Origin of the sequence: Acinetobacter sp. WC-141 (genome assembly GCF_000313935.1) — a bacterium.
Classification (GTDB): Bacteria; Pseudomonadota; Gammaproteobacteria; order Pseudomonadales; family Moraxellaceae; genus Acinetobacter.
In genome coordinates, this window is sequence record NZ_AMSS01000045.1 from 51,807 (window position 1) to 74,309 (window position 22,503).

At 40.2% G+C, this 22,503-nt stretch carries 15 protein-coding genes and 3 pseudogenes; 9 read left to right on the forward strand and 9 right to left on the reverse strand.

The features are described from left to right. Positions 1 to 11: 11 nt before the first annotated feature. The 6 genes and pseudogenes from accC to ACINWC141_RS08430 form a co-directional block, all read right to left on the reverse strand. Entirely contained in the window at positions 12 to 1,382 is a 1,371-nt protein-coding gene (gene accC / locus ACINWC141_RS08405; RefSeq protein ID WP_009390091.1) for an acetyl-CoA carboxylase biotin carboxylase subunit, read from the reverse strand. A 17-nt stretch (positions 1,383 to 1,399) separates the two neighbouring features. Continuing rightward, positions 1,400 to 1,819, reverse strand: a complete 420-nt coding sequence (locus ACINWC141_RS08410) for an acetyl-CoA carboxylase biotin carboxyl carrier protein (protein WP_009390171.1) — start codon at positions 1,817 to 1,819, stop codon at positions 1,400 to 1,402. Positions 1,820 to 1,836: 17 nt separating this feature from the next. Next, positions 1,837 to 2,292 carry a type II 3-dehydroquinate dehydratase gene (gene aroQ / locus ACINWC141_RS08415; protein WP_009390157.1) on the reverse strand — a complete coding sequence of 152 codons (456 nt, stop codon included), beginning with the start codon at positions 2,290 to 2,292 and terminating at the stop codon, positions 1,837 to 1,839. Between the two features lie 235 nt (positions 2,293 to 2,527). Next, the gene (locus tag ACINWC141_RS08420) at positions 2,528 to 3,853 is read right to left on the reverse strand and encodes a Y-family DNA polymerase (RefSeq protein WP_009390292.1); all 1,326 of its coding nucleotides are present in this window, start codon (positions 3,851 to 3,853) and stop codon (positions 2,528 to 2,530) included. 267 nt (positions 3,854 to 4,120) lie between these two features. Next, a pseudogene (locus ACINWC141_RS08425) lies at positions 4,121 to 6,387 on the reverse strand (TonB-dependent receptor). A gap of 136 nt (positions 6,388 to 6,523) precedes the next feature. Continuing rightward, positions 6,524 to 6,991: pseudogene (locus ACINWC141_RS08430) on the reverse strand (HpcH/HpaI aldolase family protein); the annotation flags it as partial. Positions 6,992 to 7,319: 328 nt separating this feature from the next. Here ACINWC141_RS08430 and ACINWC141_RS08435 point away from each other — a divergent pair. The 8 genes from ACINWC141_RS08435 to ACINWC141_RS08470 are packed head-to-tail and all read left to right on the forward strand — an operon-like array spanning position 7,320 to position 17,849. Next, positions 7,320 to 9,110 carry an IucA/IucC family protein gene (locus ACINWC141_RS08435; protein ID WP_009390222.1) on the forward strand — a complete coding sequence of 597 codons (1,791 nt, stop codon included), beginning with the start codon at positions 7,320 to 7,322 and terminating at the stop codon, positions 9,108 to 9,110. Then, complete coding sequence (locus ACINWC141_RS08440) at positions 9,103 to 10,500, forward strand: lysine N(6)-hydroxylase/L-ornithine N(5)-oxygenase family protein (protein ID WP_009390199.1); 1,398 nt, start codon at positions 9,103 to 9,105, stop codon at positions 10,498 to 10,500. The genes ACINWC141_RS08435 and ACINWC141_RS08440 overlap by 8 nt, the downstream gene beginning before the upstream one ends. Positions 10,501 to 10,515: 15 nt before the next feature. Beyond that, positions 10,516 to 11,967 (forward strand): DHA2 family efflux MFS transporter permease subunit, encoded by a 1,452-nt coding sequence (locus ACINWC141_RS08445; protein ID WP_009390164.1) that lies wholly within the window; start codon positions 10,516 to 10,518, stop codon positions 11,965 to 11,967. Positions 11,968 to 11,978: 11 nt separating this feature from the next. Next, positions 11,979 to 13,814: an IucA/IucC family protein gene (locus ACINWC141_RS08450; protein ID WP_009390151.1), complete on the forward strand. Its 1,836-nt coding sequence runs from the start codon at positions 11,979 to 11,981 to the stop codon at positions 13,812 to 13,814. 12 nt (positions 13,815 to 13,826) lie between these two features. Beyond that, on the forward strand, positions 13,827 to 15,737 hold the full coding sequence (locus ACINWC141_RS08455; RefSeq protein WP_034678050.1) for an IucA/IucC family protein: 1,911 nt from the start codon (positions 13,827 to 13,829) through the stop codon (positions 15,735 to 15,737). Beyond that, positions 15,715 to 16,593, forward strand: coding sequence for a (2Fe-2S)-binding protein (locus ACINWC141_RS08460; protein WP_009390139.1), 879 nt, complete (start codon positions 15,715 to 15,717; stop codon positions 16,591 to 16,593). The genes ACINWC141_RS08455 and ACINWC141_RS08460 overlap by 23 nt, the downstream gene beginning before the upstream one ends. Further along, positions 16,578 to 17,204, forward strand: coding sequence for an RraA family protein (locus ACINWC141_RS08465; RefSeq protein WP_009390200.1), 627 nt, complete (start codon positions 16,578 to 16,580; stop codon positions 17,202 to 17,204). Before ACINWC141_RS08460 ends, ACINWC141_RS08465 begins: the two co-directional genes overlap by 16 nt. 21 nt (positions 17,205 to 17,225) lie before the next feature. Beyond that, positions 17,226 to 17,849, forward strand: coding sequence for a GNAT family N-acetyltransferase (locus ACINWC141_RS08470; protein ID WP_034678052.1), 624 nt, complete (start codon positions 17,226 to 17,228; stop codon positions 17,847 to 17,849). 370 nt (positions 17,850 to 18,219) lie between these two features. On the opposite strand, the gene ACINWC141_RS08475 is transcribed toward ACINWC141_RS08470, so the two are convergent. Further along, a complete protein-coding gene (locus ACINWC141_RS08475; protein ID WP_009390211.1) occupies positions 18,220 to 20,409 on the reverse strand; it encodes a TonB-dependent receptor in 2,190 nt (729 codons plus the stop codon). Positions 20,410 to 20,538: 129 nt separating this feature from the next. On the opposite strand from ACINWC141_RS08475, the pseudogene ACINWC141_RS20500 reads away from it, so the two are divergent. Then, positions 20,539 to 20,723 (forward strand): annotated as a pseudogene (locus ACINWC141_RS20500) (hypothetical protein); the annotation flags it as partial. 83 nt (positions 20,724 to 20,806) lie between these two features. On the opposite strand, the gene ACINWC141_RS08480 reads toward ACINWC141_RS20500, so the two are convergent. Both ACINWC141_RS08480 and ACINWC141_RS08485 read right to left on the reverse strand, forming a co-directional pair. Then, positions 20,807 to 21,829 (reverse strand): ABC transporter substrate-binding protein, encoded by a 1,023-nt coding sequence (locus tag ACINWC141_RS08480; protein ID WP_009390126.1) that lies wholly within the window; start codon positions 21,827 to 21,829, stop codon positions 20,807 to 20,809. Further along, positions 21,830 to 22,420: an ANTAR domain-containing response regulator gene (locus ACINWC141_RS08485; RefSeq protein ID WP_009390226.1), complete on the reverse strand. Its 591-nt coding sequence runs from the start codon at positions 22,418 to 22,420 to the stop codon at positions 21,830 to 21,832. It abuts the gene before it with no gap. Between the last annotated feature and the right edge of the window lie 83 nt (positions 22,421 to 22,503).

A 22,503-nucleotide genomic window follows, 5' to 3' on the forward strand; every position in this document is an offset into this window, starting at 1 on the left:
AGGCTTTTTTATTATGCAGTTTCAGCTTTTTTCTTTTCTTCCAATTGCTTTAACAAGTGCTTTTCAAGGTAATGGATGTCCATTGCTTGAGAACAGAAGCTCTTATCTTGCAAAATAAGATCTTTATGCAGAGGAATATTAGTTTTAATTCCTGTAAGGATCATTTCGTCTAACGCTTGACGCATACGAGCAAGTGAAGTTTCACGGTCTTTACCATGAGAAATCAGTTTAGCAATCATAGAGTCATAGTAAGGTGGAATGCTGTATCCTGGATAGATATGAGAGTCTAAACGAATACCAGCACCGCCTGGTGCATAGAAACTTTCGATTTTACCTGGTGAAGGTAAGAACGTTGTGGGATCTTCAGCATTGATACGACATTCGATTGCATGACCATTAACTTTAATGTCTTCTTGTTGAAGTTCTAGTCCTAGGCCGCCTGCAATACGTAACTGTTGTTCAATAATATCAACACCAGTAACCATTTCAGTAACAGGGTGCTCTACCTGAACACGAGTGTTCATTTCGATAAAGAAGAATTCACCGTCTTCAAATAAAAATTCAAACGTACCAGCACCACGATATTGCATTAACTGACATGCATGAACACATGCTTCTAAAATATCAGCTCGTGCTTGCTCTGGTAGATTTGGTGCGGGCGCTTCTTCTAGTACTTTTTGGTGACGACGTTGTAATGAACAGTCGCGATCATATAAATGAATCGCATGACCATTACCGTCACCAAGAATTTGAACTTCGACATGGCGAGGTTTTTGTAAAAAGCGTTCCATGTAAACGGTATCATCACCGAACCACATTTCTGCATCGCGCTGTGCTGCTTGAACTGATTCAAGTAGGGTATCTACACGCTCAACAATACGCATACCACGTCCACCACCGCCAGATGCCGCTTTAACAATAAGCGGGAAGCCGATTTCTTTCGCTTCTGCCAAGGCATTGTGGATGGTCACTGCATGGTCGCAACCCGGTACAGTAGGTACGCCAGCTTTTTTCATGGCAACAATCGCAGAAACTTTGTTCCCCATAAGGCGAATATGTTCTGGACGAGGGCCAATAAAAGTGAAACCTGAACTTTCTACAATTTCAGCAAATTCAGCATTTTCTGAAAGAAAACCGTAGCCGGGATGGATAGCATCGGCACCGGTAATTTCTGCAGCAGTAATAATTGCCGGGATATTTAAATAGCTATCACTACTTGCACCCGGACCAATACATACTGCTTCATCAACAAAACGTAAATGCATCAAATCCTTATCGGCATCTGAATAGATACCCACAGTCTTGATTCCTAATGTTTTGCAAGCCCGGGTAATTCGTAAAGCGATTTCACCACGGTTTGCAATTAAAACTTTTTGCAACATAGACGTCCCCGAGGTAATTACGCGCGATAACGGAATAAAGGTTGACCGAATTGGATAACATCACCATTTTTCACTAAAATTTCTTCAATCACGCCACTTTGAGTTGCTTCAATTGGGTTCATGATTTTCATAGCTTCAATAATACCCAAAGTTTCACCAGCAGATACAGTTTGACCTACTTTAACAAATGGTGCTTCGCCTGGGCTTGGCGCAGCGTAGAACACGCCAACCATTGGAGAAGGTTCAACTGCTCCACGTGGTGTTTTTGCAACCGGTGCTTCTGCAACAGCAGCTGCCGGAAGTGCTACACCAGCCGCAGCAACGACTGGATTACGACGAGTTAAAGCGATTGATTGATCACCTTCTTTAACTTCAATCGCTTGCAAGTCAGACTCAATCATTAAATCGATGAGTTTCTTAATTTTGCGGATATCCATGGGCGACTATTCCTAAACTAGTTTGGGTTAGATGGTTGAATTTTTTCAATAGCGTAATCGAGTGCAAAGCTATAGCCTTTTGCACCAAGACCACAAATCACGCCAATTGCTTTATCGGATAAATATGAATGATGTCTGAATGCCTCTCTTGCATGGACATTCGACAAATGTACTTCAATAAATGGAATGGCAACGCCAAGTAGGGCATCACGTAGAGCAACTGAAGTATGGGTGAGGGCGGCAGGATTAATAATAATAAGTTTTATGCCTTCGGTTTGTGCCTGATGAATACGGTCAACAATGGCACCTTCCCAATTGCTTTGAAAAGTATCTAATGTAATTGAAGCGTTTTGAGCTTGGGTAACAAGTTGTTGGTTAATATCACCTAAGGTAAGATGACCATATACTTCTGGTTCGCGTTTTCCCAGCAAATTCAAATTCGGTCCATGAATCACCAAAATGGTCGAACTCATTCAGATTGCTCCAGCTCTAAAGTTGCAAATATTCTTTGCAAGATGTCTGCAAAGTTTGCTTATTATGGCATATGTTTCTACAATTTTTTTATAATTTGTTTTAATTGTCGCAGAAAGGGTACGCCAAATTCGGCTTATATATTGTAAATTTTGCGATGATTTAGCAATGTTAAAAAATGACAAAATTTCAAGTAATTTAATGAAGCTTATTTTAAACTGAATTGACAAAAACAGTTCATGTATTTTGTGTAACGGCTGCAGAATTCTCTCCAATCACGAGTAGCTCATTCCACCTCGTTAGATAGTTTTTTGAGCGGTGACATTGTTTCATATGCCAAGATGGACTACGAGAATGATAGCCAACTTGTAAATAGTGGCTACCGAATCGATTACGAACTGTACTTAGGGTTTTCATGAGTTGTTGTCTTTGTTGAATCAGCTCAAGAGGTTGCCACAAATCATCAATGTGATGTTGACGGGCGTGTAAACCACAAAATAAAACTCCAATCTTAATATATTTTTTATTTTCTTTATATAAAACATCAATTTGTTGCATTGCTGCTTTTGTTAATATACATAGATCATCTGTTGCATAATTTAAGCCTATTGCTTGAGATGACGCTTTTTTATAAGGTGGTTTATCTGTTTTTTCATAAAGCATGACTTGAATGCAGGCACACAGCTGTTCTTGTTTCATTAAGCGTCGGTGAGCACGATTGAGATGAAAGATAAGCGCTTGTTTAATAATCTCAATGCTGGATAAAGCTTGAGCGAAACTTCGTGATGCTAAAATTCGTTTTGTTAAGATGGCAGGATCGTCGAGTTGAATACAGGATTGGCCTTTTAGCTCACGAATGGTACGTGCCATAACCACAGAAAAAGCTTTTGCTAGATGATGCTCATTGGCAAAAGTTAAGTCTAAGCATGAATAAATTTCATAGCTTCGTAATTGTTTGACCAATTGATAGCCAATTCCCCATACTTCTTTGACTGAAGTTTGTTGCATAAGGTCTTCAAGCAGTAGCGGATCTAAACTAGTGAAATTACAAATTCCCTTAAAGCTTTTAATTTTTTTAGCATAGTGATTGGCTAATTTGGCCTGAGTTTTTGAATATCCGATGCCAATACAGCAAGGTAAGCTCAACCATTCTTCTAAGGTTTCTACGACATTGTCACAATATGAATGGATATCTAGAGATTGAAGGTAAGGGGTAAGGCGAATAAAGCATTCATCAATAGAGTAAGCTTCTAAATCATCAGGCGAGAAGAATTCCCCTAAAACTGAAAAAAAACGACGCGACATTTCGGCATATAAAGTGTAGTTACTTGAATAGACGTGTACACCCGCTTGGAGAGCTTCTTCTTCAATTTGGTACCATGGGATACCCATTTTTATACCCAATTTCTTTGCTTCTTCACTGCGCGATACAACACATCCATCGTTATTAGAAAGTACCACGACTGGCAGGCCAATAAGTTTAGGGTTAAATAGTCGCTCACAACTGACATAACAGTTATTAATATCTACAAGCGCGTAAATTTCGCGGTGTGAGATGTCCATTCTGACTTGCCCCATTGAAAATATTGGTAAAAATACATATTGATATTGTTTTCATGAACATACTGATGTCGAGTGTGAGCTGAAAAAATTGCATTTTGAATATGTAACAAAATCAAGTTAACAAAGTTTTTGGAAGAATACTAGGGTAGTTCTGTGGATTTATCTCAAGTTAACGATGGAAAAAATAGATAATGCTTTAATATTTTTTAAGAAAAAAGGAGAGCAATATAATCTCCTTTTTGGTGAAACTTTCTAAGTTAGTTTTGCTTACCACTTATGGCTGTAAGTCACTTTCAGCGTTGCACCATTCGCCACTAAATGGCTTGTGTTATTACCAGATCTTAATAATTGACTATAGAGAGGATAGTACTTGCGGTTAAACATGTTTTCTAAACCAATCGTGACAGTGTCTTTTTTGTTAAGCGCAAAGCTACTGATTAAATCTGCTGTTGTATAAGTTTTTACATCGGCACGACCAGAGATAGTGGCATCATTTAAGCGATAGTCTTCTGAACCGAAGTAAGTTGCTTGTAGGCGGTTTGTCCAAGTTTCAGTTGGGCTATAAGAAACGTAAGCTGTGAGTTTTAATGGTGGAATACGGAAACCTGGCATGTCTTGTTCAGCACCGTTTTCAGGTGTTTCACGGCCTTTCATCCACGTAACGCTACCACCAGTTCCCCAAACATTTGCATCATCAAGATAGTCAAAAGTTGCTTCAACACCAGTAACTTTTTCTTTGGTTCTAGTAAGTGCCAGACCATTGCTGAAAGACTGCACAGCGCCTAGATCAGAAGTAGAGTGGAAGACTGCTAAGCTTGATGAAAAGTTATTGAAGTTCCCTTTCCAACCCAATTCATAGTTATCAACTTTTACAGGTTCTAAAAATGAAGATGATAATTCATAATTTTTTTCCTTATCTGTGTTATTTGCATTACGAATAATTACACCAACATCAGGTAATTGAAAACCTTGGTTAATGATGCATAAATTGAGTGTTGGTCATTCGGTGAGAAAGTCACGTTAGCATTGTATAACCATGCATCAGCTTTTACTTTTCCACCTTGATATACATAAGGGTTAGGCTTATATGATTGTGTGTTAGGATCAAGTTGTGATAGTGGAATAAAGCTATCAATTTGCGCGTAGCTGTCTTCATAACGCGTACCAGCTTCAGCCGACCATTGGTCATTAAAACGGTGTTTTAACTGTATAAAACCACCCACACTTTGTGTGGTAAGTTCTGGTAAATAAGTAAGCTTGCCGGTTTTTACAAACTCTAGGCCACCAGATTGCTCATAAATGTCACGATCAAAAATATCTAAAGGCATTTCGCTTTTTTCGCGGCTGAAATCACCACCCCAAACTAGGGATGTATCACCTAAAAACTCAAGTGGTGTGGTTACAGTTAAGCGGCTACCGAGTACGTTATTCTCTTGATAAACTTGGTCTACCTGTCCACCTCGATTCGGATTGTTTTTTGCATCAAATGGTGAAAAACGGGTAAAGAAGTCGCGGTAATAAATTTGAGCATCAACCTTATTACCTAATAAGTCTTTATTGGTATAGGTTAAATTGTAGATCTGGTTTTCATTTTTATTTTGATCTTTAAGTTTTAAGCCTTTAATCGCTTTGGCTGGTACAGTTCCAGCAGGAGCATTCTTCACACTTGGGTCAGATGCATAATCTGAGTCTTGCTCGGCATTATAGTAGTTTGCAGCGAATTGTAGATATTGATTGTCATCAATATGGTAACCCAGCTTACCGCCTACGCTGTAGCCATCGGAATCATAAAGGTCACCCTGACTTGGTTCCGGTGCAACACGGTCACCACTTGCATCGTACGGACTACCAATATGTTGATAACCAAAGTCGAATGCATAATCAAAGGCGTTAAAGCTGCCTGTGAAATATTGGTGAATGTCTCCGCCCAAAGCATCAGAGCGGAAATTTGTTAAAGGCGTTTGTAGCCCAATGACGGTTTTTGCGGTAGGTTCACCACCCGCAGCTTTCGTGGTAATTGAAATAATACCACCCGCAGCACCACCACCATAAATTGCGTTACTGCCATGAATTACTTCAATATTGGCAATACTTTCAGGGTCAATTGCTGAAAGTCCGCGTGATGTGTCGCGTGTAAGGTTCATCGGCACGCCATCGACCAAGATGAGGGCATTACGGCCACGTAAAGTTTGTCCATAATCGGTAATAGTTCGGCTTGAATCCGACAGGCCCGGTACGGCCTTCGCTAAAACAGTCGCAATACTTCCAGATGAACCATTTCTTAAAAGTTCAATTTGTTTTTCATCTAACTTGGTAACTTGCTTGGCAGAAGTAGAGAGTTCATCTGCACGTGAAGCAGTGATTGTAATTGTAGGAAGCGCTTCAGGTTTCTTTTCTGTTTCTGTTGACTCAGAGGCTGAGGCTGCAAAAGCTGAGTTTGAAAGAAAAATGGCCCCACCAAGTGAAAGAAGTGGAATTATATTTTTAACTTCAGACTTTCTTGTAAAAAGTTTATTAGTTTTCTTATTTGCCATTATCTCGCCCTGAGAGTGATTTTAAATTGAACGGATTATAAATGAGAATCATTGTAATTAATAATATTATTAATTGCTTAAAAATAATATATTTGAAATTTATTCAATGAATTAGGGGAGTAGGTATCTATTCCCCAAAAAGCTGAACAGATTGTTGTTTCCACGCTTCAATATCTTCAGGTTGTCGAGGAATGGCACAGAAATGCTTTTGACTATTTTTAGTCTTTATATACATCTCTTGAACTTTTTCTTTCACCTTTAGATGACCAGATTGCCACGGCATTCCCATCGATTGAGAAAGGTCGGCAGCACCTTCAAGAATAATATCAATGCCTTCGATCTTTAATATTTCATCTAGCTGTTCTAGTCCTTCTAAGCTTTCAATCATGATAATCACAATGGTGTCGTTTGCAGCCTGTTGAACAAAACTTGTTAAATCGTCCAAGCCATATCGATTTAACCTTGTCGAATTGAGTCCTCTTTGCCCAAGTGGCATATAGTGACAATAGTTCACGGCCTCTTGTGCTTGCTGAGCATTTTCAATACGAGGGAAAACAATACCCGTTACCCCTGCATCAAGCAGAGGTAGTACTAAGTGGTTAGCTTTATTCAGAAACGCGAAGAAAGCTTTGAAGAGGCTAAGTTTCTATTTATTTTGTTAAAAATCATAAAATAACTGAGATTTATATCATGTTTAATTACGATAAATTCATCTGATTCAATTTTACATTGATCAGTATTTTTGGGAAATTTAAGGTTGAATTTTTTACTTTGAGTGATTTGAATTGATTTTACTGTGTGAAAAAAATGAAGAGTTGTTAAGGTAATGTAATTTTTTAATATTGAATGTAAATAATAATAATTATCATTTGTATTTGCAATTAAATGTGGATATTCTCCATAGGTATTTATCCCTCCACAGAGTAATCCTGATGAGATCAATCACAAATAAAATTGCCTTGCAGCATTTAGTGAACTCATATTTACAAGAAACAGGTCATGGACGTTTTCTCTCTTTAACAGAACAATCTCCTCATTTAATAGAAAGAGGTAAGGGTAAAGTTTTACTAAGTATCCCTTTACACGCAGTCAATGGGTTTCTTTATGCACCGATTGAATATTTCAGTCAGGTGGGGCGACACCGTTTTGCTGACTTGCCATGGGTCGAGCGGGAAGGTCAATATTTGGCACTTAGCCCTGTAAATATTGCGTCAAATCTACTGGAAAATTTAATTGAACAATCCAAAGCTCAGCAACTTGATGCATCTTCATTGCTAGAATGTTGGATTCAGAGTCACAGAGCACTGCAGCAATTTCTCAGTTATCGTGAATCAGGTTTTGATCAGATTATAGTAAAACAGCAAAATTTTATTCAGAGTGAACAGGCATTGGTACTTGGCCATAGCATGCATCCTTCACCAAAAAGTCGTCAGGGTTTTGTACAGGATGACTGGAAGATTTTTTCACCTGAAACACAGAATACCTTCAAAATGCAATTTCTATATGTGCACCCAGAGCATATTGCTTCGGACAATGCACATAAAATTGATATTCCCACACAGTTCAAACATGATTTAGAACCATATTTCAATTCTTTTCACCGCGCAAAAATAGCCCAATTTCCTGATTATGCCTTGTTGCCTTTACATCCATGGCAGGCACGTTATCTAAAGGATAAGGAATGGTATCAACAGCTTTTACATGAAGAGAAATTGATTGATTTGGGCGCATTAGGCTGGGATGTCAAGGCAACAACTTCAGTACGTACCCTGTACAGTGAGCAATCACCTTGGATGTTCAAGGCATCTATGACTGTGGCTGTGACTAATTCAGTTCGGGTCAATCTGTATAAGGAATGCCACCGTGGTTTGTTGAGTTATCAGCTGTGGCATGATGATTGTCTAAGTGAATTTAGGCAGAGAAATCCGAACCTTCAGGCTTTGAGTGATCCTGCTTGGATTGCATTGAAATTTGATGGTCAAGTACTAGATGAAACCATCTGTATTTTGCGTGAAAATCCATTTAAGGTCAGTGATGATGTGACTTGTATTGCTTCATTGTGTCAGGATCATCCTGTATTGGCAAAAAATCGTTTCAGTGAAATTTTTGCAGATATTTCAAAACAAACAGGTCAGTCTCAGTCGCAAGTTGCCTTGTTATGGTTTGATCGCTTCCTAGAAATGACCATTCTGCCATTGATGGAGTTGTATCATGAATATGGAATGGCTTTTGAGGCACACCAACAGAATACCTTGATTGAACTGGAGCAGGGTATGCCTAAAACAGTATGGTTTAGGGATAATCAAGGATTTTACTATATCCGTGAGCTTGCCACAGAAATTTTGAAACACTATCCGACATTGGCAACAGATGGTCAGGCAGTGTGCTCATTGTCACTGGTGGATGAACGTTTCCGTTATTACTTTATTGGTAATACCTTATTTGGTCTGATTAATGCCATAGGTATGACTGGCGCCGTTCAGGAGCAACAATTAATTGAAATGCTGCAATCCTACCTGTTACAGGCCTATCAGAAATATCCTGAAAGCAATTTATTAAAGACTGTTTTACATCATGAAACTTTTCCTTATAAAGGCAATATGATGACACGTCTGTATGAGTTGGATGAGTTACAAGCTGATATTTCTCAGCAATCAATCTATGTTGATTTAAAAAATCCACTTTATGTTAGACAAGTTATTGAGGAGGCCGACTATGCTTGATTTCATCGGTGTTGGTCTGGGGCCCTTTAATCTAAGTCTTGCTGCGTTGGTGAATCAGCATGCTTCATTGAAGTATTGTTTCTTTGAAAAACGGGAAAATTTTGACTGGCATGCAGGCTTACAGTTGCCAGGTGCGATGTTGCAGGTCCCTTTTATGGCCGATTTGGTCAGTCTGGTTGAACCGACAAACCCTTATAGCTTTCTGAACTATTTAAAGGCACAGCAACGCCTCTATAAGTTTTACTTTCGTGAGAATCTGTATATTCCACGCAAAGAATATAACCATTATTGCCAGTGGGTAGTACAGCAGTTGCATGATCTACATTTTGGTCATCGAGTGGTAGACGTTGCTCCAATCTCTGGAGGTTTTCAGGTAATTGCTGAACAGCGTGGGCGATTGTCCATTCATCAGACCCGCAAACTGGTATTAGGGGTGGGAACAGTACCGCGACTACCCAAACCATTACAAACAATTTCAGAACAAACCGTATCTTGTTTGCACTCTTCTAGCTATCTACAGCAGTGTACCGATAATCTTTCTGGCAATGTGGTACTGATTGGCTCTGGTCAATCTGCAGCGGAAATTTTTATTGATTTATTTGATCAGCAGATTTCATCAGAAACAGGTAAGCCCAAATTTCATTTATATTGGTTGACTCGCTCCGCAGGTTTTTCACCCATGGAAAATACACCATTGGGTCTGGAAAGTTTCAGTCCAGATTACATGCGTTATTTCTACCATTTACCAGAAGCTCTCAAGGATACTCTGCCAACCGCACAAGCCCACTTGTACAAGGGAATCAGTAGCAGAACTATTCAGGAAATCTATGAGCGCCTTTATCATCGTAGTATTGGACAAGCGGATACCTGTGTGACTATTGCCGGCAATTATCAGTTGGAGAATGCACAGTTACATGGGCCGAATAATATTCAACTTGAATTTTTACAGACTCAGCAACAGCAGGTGTTGAAACTACGGGCAAGTACCGTGATTGCAGCAACGGGTTATCAATATCCTGCACAGACGTTCCTGAATAAGCTAAATGACGGGATTGTATTAGATACCCAGCAACGCTGGAAAATTAGTGAGCATCATCAACTGCAGTATCAAGGGGATGGTGAGATCTATATACAAAATACCAGTCTCCAACACCATGGCGTTGGGACTCCAGATCTGGGCTTGGGTGCATTTCGTTCCGCACGGATTGCCAATCAGATTCTGAAAGAAAACTATTTTGATGTAGATGGGAAACAAGGCTTTCAGGATTTTCAGCTGGATAGTCAGGCCTTGACGACTGAATTCAAGATAAATAATTCCCGAACAAATACAGTCATGCCGCGTCCCTCTGGGAAAAACGATGATCAGTATTTAAAAGTCATGAGCAAATAACACAGGGGACAGGAGATGGCTGAACAGCCACAACCACTGTTGCAGACAGAAAATCCTGAATCTTCAGGGTTACAACGTTGGGTGATGATCTGTGTGATGTTGGGAACTGGCACGGTCAGTATAAACAACAGTAGTTTTAACCCCGCTATTCCTCAATTGATGCATGATTTTCAGATCAATGAAACAGCAGTTAGCTGGGTGATGGTTATTTTTCTGCTGAGTATGAGCCTGAGTCTATTACTCACAGGTTATGTGAGTCAGCGATTTGGTAAACGTCAGGTATATCTGACTGCACTGATAGTCTTTGGTTTGAGCTCGCTGTATGGTGCTTTTGCAGGGCATTTTGGAACTGTACTGCTGGTTCGTGCTTTACAAGGCTTTTCAAGTGGATTGATGATCCCATTGTCTCTGGGAATTATATTTATGGTAACTCCGCCTGCGCAGCGGGGTGCTGCTACAGGGTTATGGGGTGCCATGATCATGTTGACTTTGGCATGCGGACCCATGCTGGGTGCACTGGTTTTGGTGTGGTGGAACTGGCAGGTGTTATTTTTATTGAATGTTCCGCTGGCGATCTGTGCATTGGTGATGGGGTTACGGTGGTTGCCGTCACAGCAGACTAATTTGAGATTGTTACGTTTTGACTGGAGTGGTTTTGTACTGCTTGCTGTGGGCATTGTAGCGTTGCTGCTCAGCTTGAGCAAAATCCAGCAGTTGAGTGACATCCAAACGTCTGAGTTTCTGTTGTTGTTCAGTACAGGCATTGCGGCATGTTGTGGCTTTTTCTGGTTCAGTCGTAATAAGCCCCATGCTTTAATTGACTGGCAACTATTTACCAGTAGTGGTTTTAACTACAGTGTGATTATTTCAGTTGTACATACTATCGGACTGTTCATTACCTTACTCCTGATTCCACTGCTGTTACAAAATACTTTAAAGCTCAGTCCAGTATGGACAGGGCTGATCCTGATGAGTAGTGCGCTGACCACCAGTCTATGTAGTCAATGGGCGGGTAAATATGTCGATCAACATGGCGCCCGGCAATTAATTTGTTTTGGTCTTCTGTTGACTGTTGCTGCATTCGCTGGTTTGGCATTGATTCCAGGTACACATGTTATATCCCTGATGTTTTGTATGATTTTGCATGGGCTGGGATTTGGTTTGTCTTATATGCCAGCGACAACAGCTGGATTAAATAGTCTGGAAGATCAAGAACTGGTGACTCAGGGAGCCGCTGTTAATAACTTACTGCGCCGGATTTGCGCTGCAATTGCTGTCGTGGTTGCTGCACTCTATCTGCAAATTCGTACACACAATATTCCATATTTACCAGAACTCGCAATTGCTCAAATTCATGCGATACGGGAACTGTTTTTGATCTGTGCAGGCGTAATGCTGTTGGCATTACCCGCGGCATGGAGGTTTCCGAGTCAAAAGCAAGCGGACGTTTTGGTCCAAAATCAATAAAGGTAAAAATAATGGGCAATTTACATCCAGCACTTTCCACGACCACACATTCTGTGAATACAAGTACTTTGGCTTGGCAGCAACCTGATCAAGCCACGATGAAAAAAGTTGAACAGCGTGTGATCAAACAATTGCTACAGGCATTGATTTATGAAGAGGTGATTCCAGCCCAGTTTGAGGATGGTGTTTTTTATATAGATGTGATCAATTCACAAAGGCAATCGGTACGTTATATAGCTGCAGGACAGCGACATCTCAGTTTTGGCCTCGTACGCATGAATGCTACAGATGTCATCCGTGAGGATCATCAGGGACATAAAACGGTTGCGCAGTTGAATTTGGTGATTGATGAGGTCATCCGAAGTATTCCACAAGCAGCCCAGATTGATGGTTTTATCAGTGAGTTGAAGCGAACTTTTATTCATGATGTGCAGTCTCAGCACTGCCAGAATGAATATGCACTACCAGCAGCACAATATAGTTATGATGTGCTGGAAACCTATCTGATGGATGGTCATCCCTATCATCCTTGCTATAAATCCCGAGTGGGTTTTAACCTGCAGGATAATCTGAAATATGGGGTGGAATATGCACAACCTATCCATCTAGTGTGGATTGCAGTACATCAGTCCATATTTTCCCATAATGCATCCAGTCATTTAAATGCGGATGATTTCCTGCAGCAGCAGTTGACTGAACAGGATCAGCAAGAGTTTACAAAGGTTTTAGGTCAGCAAAAAAATGCAGATGAGTATATTTGGTTACCCGTTCATCCATGGCAATGGGAAAATACTATTGTGCATGTGTTCTTTAAGGAAATTGCTGAACAGAAGATTGTTTATCTGGGACGAGGCGAATATGCCTATATTGCTCAGCAGTCACTGAGAACACTGACCAATTTGCAACATCCTGAAAAGCCTTATATCAAATTGTCCATGAGTCTGACAAATACCTCAAGTTCACGGATATTGGCGACACATACAGCAATGAATGGGCCGTTAATTACAGATTGGCTCCAGGGTTTAAAAAAGAACAGTGAAATTGCCCAAAAATTGGATTTTGATATTCTTGGTGAAGTACATGCCTCAGCAGTGGATTTCACTCGTCTACCTGAATCACATGCCAAACAGGCATATGGAACTATTGCCAGTTTGTGGCGTGAAAGTGTTCAGCAGTATCTAAAATCTGGTGAAGATGCTATTCCTCTGAATGGAATTGGTCATGTCCAGAAGGATGGGAAGTTACTGATCGCACCTTGGCTGGATCAGTATGGTGTGGATGCATGGGTTGGGCAATTGCTGTCTGTGGTCATTCAGCCAATTCTATATTTACTCTTTGCTGAAGGAATTGGAACTGAATCGCATGGGCAAAATATTATTTTGGTTCATCGTAATGGCTGGCCAGTACGAATCATTTTAAAGGATTTTCATGATGGGGTCCGCTTCAGTCCTGATCATCTGACCCATCCAGAAGCTTTTCCGGTCTTGCATGCATTACCCGCAGAACATGCGAAAGCTAATCGTATGTCATTTATTCTCACGGATGACCTAAATGCAGTGCGGGATTTTAGTTGCGCTTGTCTATTCTTTGTTGCATTGAGTGATATTGCCATAACACTAAAACAGCACCTTGACTTTAGTGAACAGGTCTTCTGGCAAAAAGCAGCAGATATTATTCATCATTTTCAGCAGCAATATCCCCAACACCAGTCACGCTATGCTGTGTTTGATGTCTTTGCAGAGCAATATTGTATTGAATCGCTAACCCGCCGCCGCTTATTCGGTGATGGTGATGTACAGATGCGTTATGTAAATAACCCTCTGTTCCATTTCCGTCAGCCTGTTTAGGGGAATAAATAAATGAATACTATGGTGTTTTCACCTGCCGTTTCAGGGCAGGAGATATTGATGGATTTGGTTAATAGTCTACTTGCTGAGCAATATATTTCAGAATCGGAGATCCTAACAAAGGATGAAGCTCAACGACTATGTAGACAAAGGTTTCAGCGTAGACTTGAAATAATTTTTGACAGTTATACAGCTGGAGAGCATTTTGCAGTTTTATTTAATTCTGCACAGACTGAGTGTTTGATTCTACCGCTGAAACAGGGTTTTAAACAGCGTTGGCAGATGTATGTTGGAGCATCAATCTGTAAGCTTAGCTTGGACGAAGCACAGGATTATCATGTTCAGAAACTAAGTGCATTGCAGCTATTTGACTTCATGCAGCAATTACACTGCTTCAACTCTGCTGATACATCAAAACTGGCAGATTTTCGTGCAGATTTAAAACAGGCAATGTTGCATGCAGAATTGTCTCAGCAACATCAATTGTCCTTCTCAGAGTGGTTAACGCAGCATCCCGCAGACTTATTTATACAGCTGGAGCAGTATGCTGCTTTGCGGGATCGTCCCTATCATCCGCTGGCCAAATTAAAGGACGGTTTTAGTCCCGATGAATATCAGTATTTCAGTCCTGAATTTGCTCAGGATATGAATGTTCACTGGGTTGCAGTAAATAAAGAAAAGTTGGTCTATGGGAAGGATGTTACTGAGATCAGCAGGCAGCAACCTGCGCGTATTTTTCTGAATGCGGAACAGTTCCTGATATTGAAACAGGAGTGCGATGAAAAAGCGCTGGGGGATAGCTATTTAGCAATTCCCCTACATGCGTGGCAGTTCAAGAATGTGCTGTCCGACAAATTTTCTGAAGAGTTGCATCATAAGGACATTATCCCCTTAGCGTTCCAGTCTAGCGGTTGGTACGCCAGTTCGTCACTAAGAAGTCTTCTTTCAGCGACACAGCCACAGGATAGTCTGAAATTACCACTTGCAGTTAAGTCACTGGGTTCATTGCGTTTTTTGCCGATTGTAAAAATGATCAATGGGCAAAAGAATCAGCAACTATTGCAGCTTGCTAAGCAAAAAGATGAGGTACTGAAGAGACGTCTATGGTTATGCGATGAAAATCAATGGTGGGCTTATCTTCCAGAGCAACAGGATAATTTAACGCCAGATAATTTAATGCTGTTCAATGAACGGCCGATGCATCTCGCTGCACAGCGCCGTAGAATTCCTGCTGAGTTGTTACAAGCACCTTATCAGATTATTCCTATGGCTAGCTTAGGGCAACTGATGGATGGGCAGGGATGTGTATTTGATTTGATTCTAAAATGGCAGAATTTAACGATCACACCACAGCATATCTGCAATACTTTTGCTGCATTATGCCGTGATTTCTTTGAGGTGAATTTGCGCCTGTTCCGTCTTGGTCTGATGGGCGAAATTCACGGCCAAAATATTTGTATTGTACTAGAACACGGGCAATTCGCTGGTTTCATGCTCCGTGACCATGATTCTGTCCGTATTTATCAGCCGTGGATGCAGCAGCAGGGTCTGCCTGATCCTGAGTACCTGAGTCCACATGATTTTCGTATTACGTTGTATCACGACAGTGTGAAAAGTTTGATTCTCTATCTGCAAACACTCGGTATACAGGTCAATTTGGCGAGTATCTTGGAAACTGTTGCAGAGTTCTATCAGATTGACTCGGCGGATTTATGGCGCGTATTGGCTCAGCAGTTACAGCAAGCGCTGAATGATGTGCCATTTACGGATACAGCCCGCGCTGAATTAAAGCATATCCTGTTTGATAGTGAGTTGTGGCCATATAAGCAACTGATCCGTCCGCTACTTGAGCAAGATAATCGGGTAGGAAGTATGCCAAGCAGTATGGGAACTGTGCCGAATGTATTCAGGAGTGTTGTTTAATTTCATGAATAGAGAAAACTCAGGTGTGCAGTCACAGATTGCAGTATTGAATATTGAGTCTGGTTTTAAAATGACAGAATCTAATATACCAGTACTTCGGCAGTTGCTGGCTGAACGCTTGAATATTCAATTTGATGTGCTATCTGTAGAGGATCAGCAGATACTGAGTTTTACAGATCTGCTAAATCCCTCTGCATGTCTGACAGCATTAAATGATTTTGGTTCCCGCGTGGGTGCAGTGAGTTTAACCTGCACTACATCCATGTTCATTAAATATTGGGCTGTTCCTCTGTTATTTCCATATTTTTATGCCTTGACTTCTGAGGAAATTGATTTGCCATGGGAAATATCCTGTATTTCCACAGTATTGCCTCCTGACTGGTATTGGGATAGAACACTGCATCTGATTAATCTGCCTCAATTACAGCATGGAATCAGTAGAAAACAGCAATCTTTTGAAGGATATGTGCGATTCATACTGGATGACCTGCAAAAGTTATTTGATGTCCTCGCCCGTATAGGGAAAGTACAGAAATTTTTGTTGTGGGAAAATACTGCATTACGGATTCTGCAATTTTACGACATGATGAACAGAAAAGGAGGGAACCAAGCCTTACTCAGCCGTATCCAGTTTCAACGGCAGTTTTTGATAGATTTACCTGCAGCTGATCTGGGTCTAAAACAGAACCCATTTTATTTACTGGATCAGAGTCGGCAGCAATCGTCCACTACCTACCAACGTAAAAAATGTTGCTTTTATTTTCAGTTACCTGAAGCACAGAAAGAATATTGTGCAAGCTGTCCATTACTGAGACAGGATAAACACAGAGGTAAATACTCATGCAAGACCAGTTAAATAATTTAATCCAGAGCTATGCAGGTATTGCCAGTTCAACCATTGGTCATGTATTGGACCAAGGGCATTTACCACAGATTCATGCGATTAACCAAATTGGGCATGCGGTGGGCCGAGTGCGTACGGCTACATTGCATTCAGTCAATGGTATGGCACTGCGTCAGGCTTTGCTGAACAGCCAACCGGGTGATGTACTGGTCATTGATGCACGTCAGTTGGAACATCGTGCCTGTTGGGGAGAACAGAGACATCGCGCTGCCATATATCATCAGCTTGCCGCTGTAGTGATATTGGGTGCTGTAACGGATGTAACTGCTTTAAGAAACATGAAAGTCCCCGTTTTTGCTTCATCGGTCAGTTGTCTGACTACACGTCAGCAGGGAGAGTGTGTAGTGGAGTTTGACCAGCAAATACAGGTGGGAGATACCTGTATTTCCCCTGGCGACTTAATGGTTGGAGATGCTGATGGTGTGTTTATTTTGAGTCCAGATATTGCCCATCATCATCTTGAGCAGTTTCAGCAAATGGAAATCCAAGAACGGCAGAAACGGAATCAGTTTTTTAGCGAACATTCAGCACAGGATTATTACCACTTTACTGCATCTGCATAAAATTGAATTGAGGAAATATTTATGATGACATTATCTTCACAGCTGTTGGATGAGTTCCATTACGAGGAAAGAGGAAAAGCCTATGGATTAAGGGCTGTGCAACTCCCGCAGGATTTTCCATTATTGTATAAATGGATGCATGAACCTCATGTGATTCCCCAGTGGCAGCTAAATAAACCGGAGCTTGAACTGGCAGTTTATTTTGAAAAGATGATTTGTGATGATCATCAGCGGTTATTTATTATTACGATTGAACATACTGATGTTGGTTATCTTGAGATATATGAAGCCAAGCGCGATCGACTGGCACTTTATTATGATGCTGATGACTCTGATCTGGGCTGGCATATTTTACTCGGTGAAAAACATGTGCTTGGGCAAGGGCATTTCAGAGCTGTCATGCGCATGATGAGTTATTTTATTTTTGAAAATACAGCTGCCAGTAAAATTGTGGGGGAACCGGATGAAAATGTGAAATCTTATGCCTATATTGCAGAAGATATTGCTTACCGAGCGCAGAAAAAAATAAAGATGTTGGAAAAAACAGCAGTTTTGTATCATTGTTATCGAAATGAATTTTACTCACGCTGTGGAGGTTATCGGCAACGTAATGGGCTAAATGAATCAGAAATGGGAGTACAGTAAAATATAATAAATCAACAACTTAATTTTTTATCTCAAATAGTCAGGACCAGTTTGATATATAGCATCATTTTTCATAATCATATGCTCTTACATACCATCTTAATCCATGATCGATTAAAGAAAGAGGGGCAAGTTTTTTTGGGGAAAACCTAAATCAGACTGTTAAAAAAAGTCAAATTTTAATATCTGTATTTCTCTCTAATAGAACAAGAGAGGCTACATGAAATTGTGAAAAATTGATTGATAATTAACTGTTAAACGTGACAAACCATTAAAAAAGTCCAGACACTAGGGTTGGACTTTTTATTAAATAATAAGGCATATTACGTTAATTTTAGAAAATTTAGAACAGTCTCTCCCAGTTCTAAATTTAATAATTTATAGTATAACTTAGCACAAAAGTACGACCTTCGGCTGGGATTGCTAACAATGAGTTAGCATTGGTTACTGCTGCTTGTTGAGCGAATACAGTTTTATATTGATTTCCCCATAGATTATAGACACCAAAGTCCACACGACCTTTCGCCACAGGGAAATGTGCTAATACATCCATAGTTGTATAACCTTTAATCTCTGCTGCGCTATTACTATCACTCAGTCCAACTGATTTTAACTCTAGATCGTCTTTATAAGCTTTATCAGTTCCTTTGATCGCAAGCATTTGAGCACGTACACCATAGCCTGCCGTATTATTCCATTCGGCAAACAACGTACCTTTCATTGGTGAAACTGCAAAAGCATTTAACTCATGCCAATTATTGGCTCCATCCTTGTACTGGCCTCTTGTATAACCTAAAGTCCCACCTACCTTATAATTTTCCATGAATGGGTAACTTACTGTTGCTTCAGCCCCATAAATTCGCTGATCGGTATCAACAACATTTACAGAACGATCCGAGTTAAATTGAACGACTTTATCAGAAGTATTATAAAAACCTGTTAGGCCCAAATTTAAACCTTTATCTTGGTTCAAGCGCCAGCCTAGTTCATAGCTATTCACAGTGATCGGAGCAATACCAGAAGTAGTTAAGGTATATGCTGCAACATCACGTAATACACGTTGCACATCTGGATAACTGTAGCCTTGTGAAAAGTTAGCATAGACTTGCTGAGCATCAGTGAGTTTATAGACAGCACCTAGGTTAAACAGGAATTTATCTGAATCTGTAGAGTCTGCAGCCATTAATGTATACGGCTTACGTGCAGTTAAATAGCTGTCTGTGTCCGCTTGAACATATTGGTAACGCACTCCAGCTTGAATATTAAGCTGATCTGTTACTGCATAGTCCCCTTGTATAAAGGTACCAATATTCTGAATTTCAGTATCTGGTCCTGAGCCTTGTTTTTCTCCAGTTGGGGTATAAACTAAACCATTATTGCTTGGCATATAGTAGTCCGCCCACTGATGATCTTTTTCCCAGTCATAGTCTAAGCCATAAGTTAGTTTTAAATCATGGTCAGCAACAACAAGATCAGACTGTAAAGTTGAACGAATACCTGCATAATCCACATTTGATTGACTTTGCTTTACACTAACACCGTCAGCTGAATAACCATAAGGTACAAAGCGTGACTTCTCCTTTCGATAGTACGCTTCCACATTCAGAACTTGACCTAAGAAATCCTGATTTTGGTACTGTGTATTAAAAGCATAACGTTCAGTAAACGGCTGATTATCTAAGCTCCAACCTTTGACAGCTTTGTAAGATGGATCTGTTTTTGTGAGCAAATAAGAATAATCAGGCCCATATTCTGTATCTTGTTCATCTTTATAGTACTGAGCACCAAAACTAAGAGTCTGATTATCTGTTAAATTAAAGTTTACACGACCATTCACATCAACGGTGTCAGTATCCATAGTGCTACCCTGCCAAGGGCTTAATGAAATACGATTCCCATTACCATCAAATTGAGAGCCTCGATTGGTATAGTCTATGCCAAGAAAACCGTCGACTTTATCATTTGCAAATGAAGCCGTTTGGCCAACTTGATAAGCCAGGCTGTCACCGCGGAAATTATCGGCTGATGTCACACCTAATTTTGTTTGAAAGCTAACAGGCTTAGACTTGTCAGCACGTTTGGTAATAATATTAATAATTCCGCCAGTCGCACCTGAACCATAGATACTGGTCGCACCTGAAACGATCTCAATATGATCAATCATATTTGGGCTAATACTATTCAACTGACGGGCTACATCACGTGAACCCGTTTGTGATACGCCATCAATCATCACCAGTACATTACGTCCACGCATAGTTTGACCATAATTACTGCTCGTTCCACTGCTTGGTGCTAAAGATGGAACTAGTTGTGCCAAAACATCTGCAACTTTACGACCTGGACCAGCCTGTTGCGCAATTTCATCAGCAGAAATGGTTTGAACTGTTCCTGCAATTTCAGCAATGCTTTTGGGTGTACGTGTCGCTGTTATCACAATTGTCGGAAGTTTAGCTTCGGCATTTTGTGATTCGGTAGTTGTTTGAATTGAACCATCGGCATAAAGATGGGTACAAATTGCTGTTGTAAGTACGCAAAGACTGAAGGGTAGCAAGCGCATTTTTATTTCCAATTAGTAAATATTAATATTGGTGCAAATAGTAGTCATTATCATTATGGATGTAAATAGTAGTCATTATTATTATGGGTATAGAATCTTTATTGGTTATTTAACATGGTAATCTCTCTAAAAATAAAGGGTTATGCGGTTATGGATGCCGTAGTGAATTTTCCAGCTTAAGGGGCGAGTGGATTTTGGAATTTATAATGTGTGGAATAAAGACTATTTAGCAGTCAGAAATTACCTTTTCACCAGTGGCTAGTATGCGGACACAAGGGCATACCTTTGGTTTGAGTTATACTTTTAATTATTAATTGATTTTAGCTAAAAGCTGGTGTTAAGTTTTTAACTTTCACTTATCACCAGCTTTTTTATGCTGATTTGAACCGTAGATAGCTTATGATGAATATCGCTGTTTGGCTTGTTCATAAGCTTGAAGGTTGATGCATTGATGGCCCAGTGCGGTGATTTGTGCTTGGTCTAGCTGAAGGTCGTCCCACTTTTGCATTTGCTTAAGAAGCCAGTAAAAGTCTTCTACTTTTGGAAGAGCGCTTTCTTTTACCAAATGACGGACAATATCCTGAATCATATAGTATTTGTCGACATGCACTTCTTCTGAGCAATGAAAACGAACAATTCCAAATTCGACCAATAATTTTAAAATTGGCGCAAAGTCTTGTAACTCACTCAATTCTTGCTGAGCTTTCATAATTGCAGCGGTAAGTGCAACTAACGTTTGTGGATGCTGCTCAGCCCATTCTTGGGTTACAGCTAAAACTTTGTCAGCCACAGTGGGAATAATGTTCTGGCTTGAGCAAATCATTTTACTTAAACCTAGTAGCTCACCTTGGGTATTCCAAGGTTCACCCACACAAAAACCATCAATCACATGTTTATCGAGCGCTTCGACCATATAAGGTGGTGGTAAGGTTTTGAGTTGAATAGACTGCGCAAGTTCTGGGTTTGCTAAAGCTAACCATTCTTTTAAACAATAATGGTGAATGGAGTGTTTAAACACATGTGCTAAAGAAAGAGAATGACCTTGTTCAAGATAGCTCGCCACTTTTTGCGCCGTTATTTGAGCTGTATCATTTTCTTGAATTGCAAGTTGATGCGTAAGTTTTTGACTTAAGCTAATGAAAGCACGGTTTTCACTTAAAACCAGTGATGTTTGAAGGGCTGTACCAATTTGATCTGATCCTACTGCGGCCGCAGGTAACATTGCAGATAAGCAGTGCGCTGCATCTAGTAAGCCAAAAGCCAGGCGATCGCGAAGACTTGCCCAAGATGCTTCTTTAACTAAAGTAACCTCTAGACCTACTTCTTCAAAAAATCCTCTTTGTTTAGCCCAAAGTAAAGCAAGACAATCAAGCAAAGGAATATAGCCGAGTTGTAATTGAGTCTTTTCTAGTGTGCTCATTTATTCATCCTTTAAGTGATTGCCAAGTAATTTTTGGGCGTCAAGTAAACGCCGTGCCATTTCTCCAATTGTTATACGGTGGCTCATCGCATTTTTTCTGAGAAGCTGGAACGCTGTATCTTCAGGCAGGCCATGGAGTTGCATCAGTAAAACTTTGGCTTTTTCAACATCTTTGCGGTCAGCGAGTTTGGTTTGAGCTTCTTTTAAGTCACCTTCGAGTTTTTTGTGTTTTTTATATTGCTCAATTGAGATTTCTAAAATGGTATGTAAGCGAGCAGGATCAATGCCATCTACAATATAAGCCGTTACCCCCGCATCGATGGCTTGTTTGATGGTGTCTTTATCTGAATTTTTGGTGAATAGGACTGTAGGTAGATCATAGCTACTGACACAGCTTTCAATAATGTCACGGTGAGGATGATCCATATCAAGCAAGATCACATCGGCTTGTAAATGTTCGAGACGAAAGATATTCAAGTGGTCCAAAGTAAGGCAAGCAACCACTTCAAAATCATTTTCAAGCAAACTTTTTCTTATATAGTCGGCTCGCGCATGATCATCATCAATAAGGGCTATTTTGAGTTTTGGCATAAGTTCAGAAAATCAGGCTAAGAAAATGCGCCAATACGACGCGTTTTTGTTATGAGTTTTTAAGCAAGATTAGTGCCATCGAA